Source organism: Gorillibacterium massiliense (assembly GCF_000455485.1).
Classification (GTDB): domain Bacteria; phylum Bacillota; class Bacilli; order Paenibacillales; family NBRC-103111; genus Gorillibacterium; species Gorillibacterium massiliense.
The window spans coordinates 1-8,800 of record NZ_CBQR020000040.1; the positions used below are offsets into that span (position 1 = coordinate 1).

The following is an 8,800-nucleotide window of genomic DNA, read 5'->3' on the forward strand; positions in this document are numbered from 1 at the left end:
AAAGGGTTCGGAGAAGCGATTCCCGCAAGATTGATCCTTAAATCAGCCATCTCTCTCAGCCTCCTTGCTTCATTGGATTTGTTAAACCTGGCTGGCAAACCTTCTGCGGATGGCGTGGGCCGCTTGTTTGCCTTGTTCGGCCGCGGATACGACGGTGGCTTCACCTATACCGGAGCCGAAGACGATATCCCCTGCCGCATAGATGGAAGGATGGGAGGTTTGACGGGTATCCGCATCGACGGAGACAACTCCTTTGTTATGGGCAAGACCAAGCTGTCCGATCAGATCCAGATGCCGGCTTTGTCCGATGGCCAGTATGACCGCATCTACCGGCAGCAAGAATTCACTGCCCTCGACTGGTAGCGGAACAGATCTGCCATCCTTCCCGCGTTCCGGTGATAAAACCATCCGTTTGCATTCCAAGTGGGTGACTTTCCCCTCGGCATTGCCGATGATTCGAACCGGCTGAGTAAGCCAGCGGAACTCGACGCCTTCCTGTTTGGCAAATTCAAATTCAAATGGATAAGCCGTCATTTCCATTCGGGTGCGGCGGTAGATCATCTTTACCGATTCGGCCCCGAGACGGATGGAACAGGTTGCGGCGTCAACCGCCGTATTCCCGGCGCCGATGACGGCAACCCGAGCGCCTGACAACGATAAAGGCGGCAAGCCGGATTTGGTTCGTTCGACAAAAGCGATTGCATCGTAAACACCCTCCAGATCTTCTCCTTCGATGCCAAGGGAAGGCACATGCCCCATGCCAGCCGCCAGTACGATGGCGTCATAATCCGCAAGGAGCTGCTCAACGGAAACATCATCACCGACTCGAATGCCCGTACGGATATCAACGCCCAGCTTGGCCACTTGCTCCACTTCCCACAGGGAGATGGATTGAGGCAGTCGAAAGGATACGATCCCATGAGTATCGAGACCCCCGGCCAGATCGCGGGCTTCATAGATGACCACCTGAAAACCGTCCCGAGCCAGCTCTCGGGCGGCGGACAATCCAGCAGGTCCGCCGCCGATGACGGCGACTTTTCGACCGTTGGGCTTGCCAGGGGTGAACAGCGGGCGGCTGTCGCTAATGGCATAATCCGTAGCAAAGCGCTGGAGCAGGCCGATCTGAATCGGCCGGGAGGCGTCGTTCAGCACGCATGCCCCTTCGCACAGCAGTTCCGTCGGGCATACCCGGGAGCAGCTGGCTCCAACGGGATTCGCTGTCATTATGGCAGTTGCTGCGCCGCGGAGATTATCGGTTGCGATCCGTTTGATAAAGGAAGGAACATTGATGCCGGTGGGACAGGCTTTGATGCAGGGGGCATCGTAACAATACAGACAGCGGTTGGATTCCTCCCTCGCGGCTTTGCGGGTCAGGCCTGTCGTCGCTTCAGCGAACTTCACCGCCAAATCTTCTGCAGACGGTGAATCGGCATATATCCGGTCATCAATCCGTTCCATGGCGTAACCCTCCTATGCGCTGGTTTCTTTCGCGGCTATGTTTTGCGTGGCTTTTTCAGTCTGGCGCCGGAGCAGCTTCTGTACCGTCCGATACAGCAGTTCGGTTCCTGCGGCAATGTCTTCCTTGCTGGAATACTCAGCAGGGTTATGGCTGATGCCGTCCTTGCAGCGGACGAAGATCATGGCGTAGTCACAGTAATAGGACATGGACAGCGAATCGTGGAAGGGTCCACTCATCAGCTCAGGAGCGTCAAGTTCCAATTCGCCTGCGGCTTCGCGGATCATGGCCATGATCTCAGGCGCGCAGTAGCGGGGTTCGCTGTTGGTATCCTCGCGGATCTCGTAGCGAAGACCGTGCTCACGGGCCGTGTCTTCTATCAGTTGGCGCAATTCACCTTCCAGCCGGTTACGAAGGTGTAAATCAATATCCCGCAGATCGACGGTGAACTGAACGTGCTCGGGGATGATGTTGCGCGAGTCGGGGAACACCTTGAGGGAACCGACTGTCCCGACAGTGGGTGATCCATTTTCCGCCTCCCGAGCCGAAATTTCATTCAGACCGGATATGACCTTGGCAGCTCCGACCAGGGCGTCCCGGCGCATCGTCATCGGTACTGATCCGGCATGTCCGGCGAAGCCGTAATAATCAACCGTCCACCAAAGCGGCCCCGATATTCCTGTAACGATGCCTAGTTGACGGTTCAGGGATTCCAGGATTGGCCCTTGTTCGATATGCATTTCGAGAAAAGCGCTGATTTTACCGGGAGGGTAAATGGAAGTGGCAAACCCTTCCGGATCGCCTCCGAAATCGAGCAGCGCTTGTCTACGCGTGACGCCGTTTTTATCCGTTCGCTCCAGCTCACCATCCTCTAATTTACCAAGGAGGCCGCGGACGCCGAACAGTCCCTTGTTCCATCGGCAGCCTTCTTCATCGACAAAAGAGGCGACTTCCAGGGAGACGGCTGGTTTAATGCCTTGTTCAACCATGCTCTGCACCACTTCTATGGCGCCGATCACGCCGATGATCCCGTCGAACCGTCCAGCGTAAGGCTGAGTATCGATATGGGAGCCGAGCATAATGGCTGGCGCATGGGCGATCTCGCCCTCCAGACGGCCGATCAAATTGCCGAAGGCGTCAATTCGGGTGACGAGTCCCGCCTCCTCCATCCATCCTCTGACCACATCCACAGCTAGCCGATCCTCCCGGGAAAGGGCGAGCCGGCATACGCCGGTTTCACTTATTTTACCGATTAGCGCCAGTCTATCGATTCGGTCTTCCACACGGTCTGCATTGATCACGAGTTGTTCCATCTCATTCTCCTCCCTGTTTTCTTGTTTCAATGTCATATAAGATGACATATCTTCTTAGAAATGAATGAAATTGTCCTCACTGATAAATTTCTATGTTATATTATTTAACATATATATCAAAGACTATAGCCTTAGCCCATATTGATTGCACTAGACACCTTGTCAAATCAGAAACCGAATTTTTTTGCGCGATGTTACATATCGTACGTTAAGAGACGGGGGAGATTGGAATGGTAGGGGAGCGAAATCTGACGGTTCGGGAGGCGCTGGAACGGCCTCATTTTGAAAGTGCGCAATTGTTGGGCGGGGCGGGCGGCTTGGACCGGCGCATCCGTTGGGTGCACATTTTGGAAACAATGAGCCTGGAGGCTCTTATCCATGGGGATGAAATGATTCTCACCACCGGAATGGGGTTTCATCTGGAGGAAGATGCCTCCACCCGTTATATGGAGAATTTGATCAGCAGCAATGCCGCATGCTTGTGCATTGAGTTAAGCCCTTCCTTCAACGTCGTGCCGGAGAGGCTTTTGGAGCTTTCGGAACGCAACCACTTCCCCCTCATCGTGTTTACGCGAACCGTGCGGTTCGTCGATATAACGCAGGATTTGCACTCGCTCATCCTGAATCGCCATCACCGGATGCTTCAGGAATTGGAAAGTCTCTCCCGTGAGTTTCATCGGTTGACCCTAAGCTCCCAGGGGACGATCGGCGTTCTCAAGCTCTTATCCAAAAGCACCCGCGGTCAACTGCTTTTTCGCCCACTCACCGGAAAAACTCTCATCTACCCCGTTTTGTCCGTGGAGGCTCAAAGGGAACTTGTCGGTATTTTGGATAGCAACAAAGATCGGCTGGCTTATCTCAAGCCGAATGCCGATCCGATTCTTCTTCAGAATGACGGAAAAACGGCGATTCTTACGGCTGTGGGCGCTTTAGACCAAACGTGGGCATGGCTTTTGATGGTTTGCAGCCAAAAACCTGCGGAGTATGAATTTCTGCTGTTGGATTCGGCCGCACTAGCCATCGCTCAAGAGCTGCTGCGTACCCGGTATATGGAAGAGCGCAGGCAATTTTCCGAAAATATTTGGGTGGATGAGCTGCTGAATAGCCGCTTGCCCGATGAGAAGCAGTTAAAAGCGTTGGTCGGCGCCGACTTTAAGCGGCTGAATGAAATGACTTTTCGCGTATGTTTAGTGGAGATGGTTAATCTGCATGAGGACGCGGTGGAAGATTCCGGCGCGGAGTGGGATGCTTTGTACCTGCATCTCTCCCTCCTTCTGCGTTCGACCTTTGAACGCTGTTCCTTTCGTCCTCTCATCACTTTAAAAAACAACCGCCTGGCCGTCATCGCCCTCGATATCAAATCGAAGGCGAAGACGAAAGCACGATTGCAGGCGGCGATGGAAGCTTTAAAAGAGCTTCAGAACGACGAACGGTTCAAATCGGTGAAGCTGATAGCCGGTGTCGGAAAGCCGTACCGCGGGTTGAGCCAGGCGTATTGCAGTTATCAGGAATCGATTCAAGCGCTGAGCTTGCATGGGAGTTTTGATTGGCCGGTCATTTTTTATGAAGATTTGGGTATCTTTCAACTCTTGCTAAACTTGAATGACGGAAATACCCTGCAGCAGTTTATCCGCAGCTATTTAGGCCCGCTTATTGATCATGACGAGTCAAGGGGCAGCGAGCTGCTGCTTACCTTGAAAGTCTTTCTGGATCATGACGGCTCCAAGCAGATCGCCGCACAGAAGCTTTTTTATCGTCCGGCAATCCCTCTATTACCGCTTGGAAAAGATCGCCGAGCTTCTGGGCAACGATTTCATGTCGCCGGAATACCGCATATCCATCCAGGTTGCGCTGCGAGCCTATCAACTGCTCCATCCGGGAAAATTCGGCGGCCCTCGCCAAGTTCCGACTGGTCCTTCTGCATGGGATCCGGAATCAGAAGGATAGCGCCGTTTGAAGTTCCCGATACGCAAGCCCTTGGGATTCGGCTACGGCTCGGCATGTGATCTCCCCATGGACGATGTTGATGCCTTTTGCGATAGCCAGCTGATCGATACTGGCTTGGATGTAGCCTTTATCGGCAATTTGCAATCCGTATGGAGTTGTAACATTTGTGAGCGCAATGGTCGAGGTACGGGCGACGGAACCCGGCATATTGGCTACGGCATAATGCAGGACGCCGTATTTGGTGTATGTCGGCTCATCGTGAGTGGTAATGCGGTCGATGGTTTCTACCGAACCGCCCTGGTCGATGGACACGTCCACGATAACGGAACCTGCCTGCATCCCCCTGACCATATCTTTCGTAACCAGCTTGGGGGCTCGGGCTCCGGGAATGAGCACGGCGCCAACGAGCAGATCTGCCTTGCTGACAGCTTCCTGCAGCGTGACGGAATTGGAGACGACGGTCTTAATCCGCCCGCCGTACAAATCATCCAGCTTCCGCAGCTTGTCGGGGTTTTGATCCAAGAGCGTCACATCTGCTCCCATGCCCACCGCAATGCGGATCGCATTGGAACCTACCACCCCGCCGCCGATGACGACAACCCGTGCCGGCTCAACGCCGGGCACGCCGCCCAGCAGGATGCCTTTGCCGCCTTGGGCGTTCTCCAGAAAACGCGCGCCAAGCTGAATGGACATCCGGCCCGCTACTTCGCTCATCGGTGTAAGCAAGGGCAGGCTGCCGTCGGTGAGCTGCACGGTTTCGTAGGCGATGGCGGTCACCCCTTTATCCAGCAGCGTCCGAGTTAATTCTGGCTCGGGCGCCAAGTGCAGATAGGTATAGAGGATCAAGCCCTCACGGAAAAAGCGGTATTCACTGGCAAGCGGCTCCTTCACCTTCACCACCATATCCGCAGACCAGGCTTCTTCGGCAGTTGCGACGATACGCCCGCCTGCTGCGGCATAGCTTTCGTCTGTAAAGCCGCTGCCGACGCCTGCCCCGGCTTCCACCAGGACCGTATGGCCATGGAAGCCGTATTCTTTTACCGAACCGGGAGTGAGGCCTGCCCGGTTTTCATTGTTTTTGATTTCTTTCGGAACGCCGATTATCATGGGGGATCACGCTTTCGGATTGGGATTGAGCTGTGTAAATTGGTTAAACCGTTATGATGAATAGCAGAACTGCGAAAATTCGGACCGACCGTCGCCCGCTGTTTTCGGATTTATTGGAAATCTCTGTTATGATCTAGCGGTGGAACTGCGGAACATTTGAAATTACAGTCGCTGTTGTTTTCGGATTTCTTGATTTGACCAGCTCTTTTAAGGATGTAATCCGAAAACAAAGTCGAACGCTAGCGCTCTTCCAGTTCAAATGTCCTTCGTTCCTTGCTAGTCGGCAGAAAGAAAAATAACAAAGGCGAACGCTGACGCTCCTGCGGTTCCGAATTTTCTCCGTTCCCCCTTCGTCACTGGTTTAAACAATTTGTTCAGCTATTTGGGTTTATTGAGTAAAAAGATTCTGTATATTGAGCGCTTATGATGGCTTGCTTGATGGTGGTGGTGATGAGGGTCAGTTCTTCGTCTGTTGTGGAAAATGGCGGGGCGACGGTTAGCACGTTGTTGTAGCCTGCAGATGTATCTCCGTTTTTGCCGATGATGACGCCCGCTTCCCGGCATTTGCCGATCACGGACTTGATGAGAGCTAGCGGCGCAGGATCCTTCGTGGATTTGTCGGCGACTAGCTCGATGCCGGCCATGAAACCGAAGCTGCGGATATCCCCGACAAGGGGATGGCTGACCAATTCGGTTAATTCAGCCCGCAGCTGCTCGCCCAATTGAGCCGCTCTTGCGACCAGGTTCTCCTCCTCCATCAGCTCCAGATTTTTTAAAGCAAGGGCGCAGGCGGCGGGGTTACCACCGAAGGTATTGATATGGCGGAAATGGCTGTACAGCTCGCGCCCCTTGAAAGCGTCGTATATCTCGCGGCGAACCGCTGTGGCGGACAGCGGCAAATATCCGCTGGTCAGTCCTTTTGCCATGGTGACGATATCCGGCTTCAATCCGAAATTATGATGCCCGAATTTTCGCCCAGAGCGGCCGAAGCCGCAGATGACTTCATCGATGATCAGTAGAACTCCATGCTTACGGCATATCTCTTGCACCCGCTCCATATAGGAGGGTTCGGGAACAAGAACGCCACCGCCGGTGATCGCCGGCTCCATGATGAGTCCCGCTATTGTTTCTTTACCCTCCCAGAGGATCGTGTCTTCAATTTCCTGCGCACGGAGGAGATTGAATTCTTCGACGGATTGCCCGGATGGGCGGCGGTAGCTGTCCGGCGGACGCACATGGAGAAAGCCTCCGGCAAGCGGCTCGTATTGATATTTTCGCTGCGCTTGACCCGTAGCCGCCAGTGCCCCTAAAGAACTGCCATGGTAGCCGCGGTAGCGGGAGATAAACTTGAACCGGTCATACTCACCGATCTGCCTCTGATACTGCCGGGCGATTTTAAACGCCGTTTCATTGGCGTCCGAGCCGCTGTTGCTGAAAAAGATAACGTAATCTCCCTCCAGCCATTCGTTCAATTTTTCTGCCAGGCGGATGGCCGGCATATGGCTTTGGGTCAAGGGGAAATAAGCCAGCTCGGACAACTGCTTGTAGGCGGCATCGGCTAGTTCCTGGCGGCCGTAGCCGGTGTTGACGCACCAAAGACCGGCCATACCATCCAAGTAGCGATTGCCTTTATGGTCCGTGATCCAGGAACCTTTTCCTCCTGTGACAATCATCGGTCTTTCCGTTTCGCTATAGGGGGTCATCGGGTGCCAAAGATATCGGAGATCCGCTTCCGCCGCCTGGTCGGCCGTTATGACCGTGTTCGCTGCGTCGTTGGAATATATTGACACTTGGTTTGAATTCTCCACTCCGGTCCTCCTCTCCTGTCGGTTAATACCGCGCTGTAATCATTTTCTTGCGGGTATAAAAGTCCACCCCGTCTCGCCCGTTGGCATGCAGATCACCGTAGAACGACTTTTTGTAGCCGGAAAAAGGGAAAAAGGCCATGGGCGCAGGTACGCCCAAATTGATCCCCAACATGCCTGCGTCAATCTCATCCCGGAACTGCCGGATCGCTTTGGCGCTATCGGTATAGAGGCAAGCTCCGTTGGCGAATTCCGACCGATTGGCGATGGTGATGGCTTCCGTTAAATCGGCGGCTCGCACAACGGACAATACCGGGGCGAACAGTTCATCTTTCCAAATGGTCATACTGGGCTCCACCCGGTCAAAAAGAGTCGGGCCAATAAAGTAGCCCTCCCCGCGAACAGCTGCGTCCTTGCGGCCGTCGCGGACCAGCTCCGCCTGCTCGGTGATTCCGCATTCGATGTAGCGCAGGGTCCGTTCCTTGTTTTCCTGGCGGATGACGGGACCGAGAAAAACTCCCTGTTCCCGGCCGTTTCCGATCTTCAGCTCATCGGCTGCTTTGGTGAGGCGCTTCACCAGCTCATCGCCGATATTGCCCACGGCGACGACGACGGCGCAGGCCATGCAGCGCTCGCCAGCGGAGCCGAAAGCCGCGGCGGTGATGTTCTTTACCGCCAAGTCCAGATCGGCGTCGGGCAGGACGATGCTATGGTTTTTCGCACCGGCCAGCGCCTGCACCCGCTTCCCTGCGGCTGTCGCCGTCCGGTAAATGAATTCGGCCACCGGCTGAGAACCTACAAAGGAGACTGCTTTAATCGCCGGATGCTGCAGGATGCCGTTCACTGCCTCGCGGGCGCCGTGAACAACATTGAGCACCCCCGGCGGAACGCCCGCCTCCTCCAGCAGCTCCGCCAGCCGGTTGGCAAGAAGCGGCGTCCGCTCCGACGGCTTGAGGATGAAGGTGTTGCCGCAGGCGATGGCCAAAGGGAACATCCAGCAGGGGACCATCATCGGGAAGTTGAACGGTGCTATTCCAGCGACGACACCAAGGGGGTAGCGGTACATTCCAGATTCGATGCCAGAGGCGATATCCGGAAGCTGGCTGCCCATCATCAGCGTCGGGACGCCTGCGGCGAATTCCACGCATTCGATGCCCCGTTGGACCTCCCCC

At 54.9% G+C, this 8,800-nt stretch carries 6 protein-coding genes and 1 pseudogene; 2 read left to right on the top strand and 5 right to left on the bottom strand.

Translation table 11 applies throughout. From position 1 onward, the window contains the following. Window positions 1-81 precede the first annotated feature (81 nt). Window positions 82-1,458, bottom strand: a complete 1,377-nt coding sequence (locus TJ79_RS04635; protein WP_052339271.1) for an NAD(P)-dependent oxidoreductase — start codon at window positions 1,456-1,458, stop codon at window positions 82-84. A gap of 12 nt (window positions 1,459-1,470) precedes the next feature. Continuing rightward, the gene (locus tag TJ79_RS04640) at window positions 1,471-2,769 is read right to left on the bottom strand and encodes a Zn-dependent hydrolase (protein ID WP_040949133.1); all 1,299 of its coding nucleotides are present in this window, start codon (window positions 2,767-2,769) and stop codon (window positions 1,471-1,473) included. A 230-nt stretch (window positions 2,770-2,999) separates the two neighbouring features. On the opposite strand from TJ79_RS04640, the pseudogene TJ79_RS04645 reads away from it, so the two are divergent. Continuing rightward, window positions 3,000-4,238 (top strand): annotated as a pseudogene (locus TJ79_RS04645) (PucR family transcriptional regulator ligand-binding domain-containing protein); the annotation flags it as partial. A 244-nt stretch (window positions 4,239-4,482) separates the two neighbouring features. Then, window positions 4,483-4,716: a helix-turn-helix domain-containing protein gene (locus TJ79_RS27950; RefSeq protein ID WP_238322792.1), complete on the top strand. Its 234-nt coding sequence runs from the start codon at window positions 4,483-4,485 to the stop codon at window positions 4,714-4,716. On the opposite strand, the gene ald is transcribed toward TJ79_RS27950, so the two are convergent. The 3 genes from ald to mmsA all read right to left on the bottom strand — a co-directional run. Then, window positions 4,705-5,823 (bottom strand): alanine dehydrogenase, encoded by a 1,119-nt coding sequence (ald, locus tag TJ79_RS04650; protein WP_040949135.1) that lies wholly within the window; start codon window positions 5,821-5,823, stop codon window positions 4,705-4,707. The two genes, TJ79_RS27950 and ald, sit on opposite strands and share 12 nt — an antisense overlap. Window positions 5,824-6,197: 374 nt before the next feature. Next, window positions 6,198-7,607 carry an aspartate aminotransferase family protein gene (locus tag TJ79_RS04655; protein ID WP_420319370.1) on the bottom strand — a complete coding sequence of 470 codons (1,410 nt, stop codon included), beginning with the start codon at window positions 7,605-7,607 and terminating at the stop codon, window positions 6,198-6,200. Between the two features lie 46 nt (window positions 7,608-7,653). Then, window positions 7,654-8,800, bottom strand: a 1,147-nt coding sequence (gene mmsA, locus TJ79_RS04660) for a CoA-acylating methylmalonate-semialdehyde dehydrogenase (protein WP_040949136.1), incomplete at its 5' end; no start/stop codon positions are given.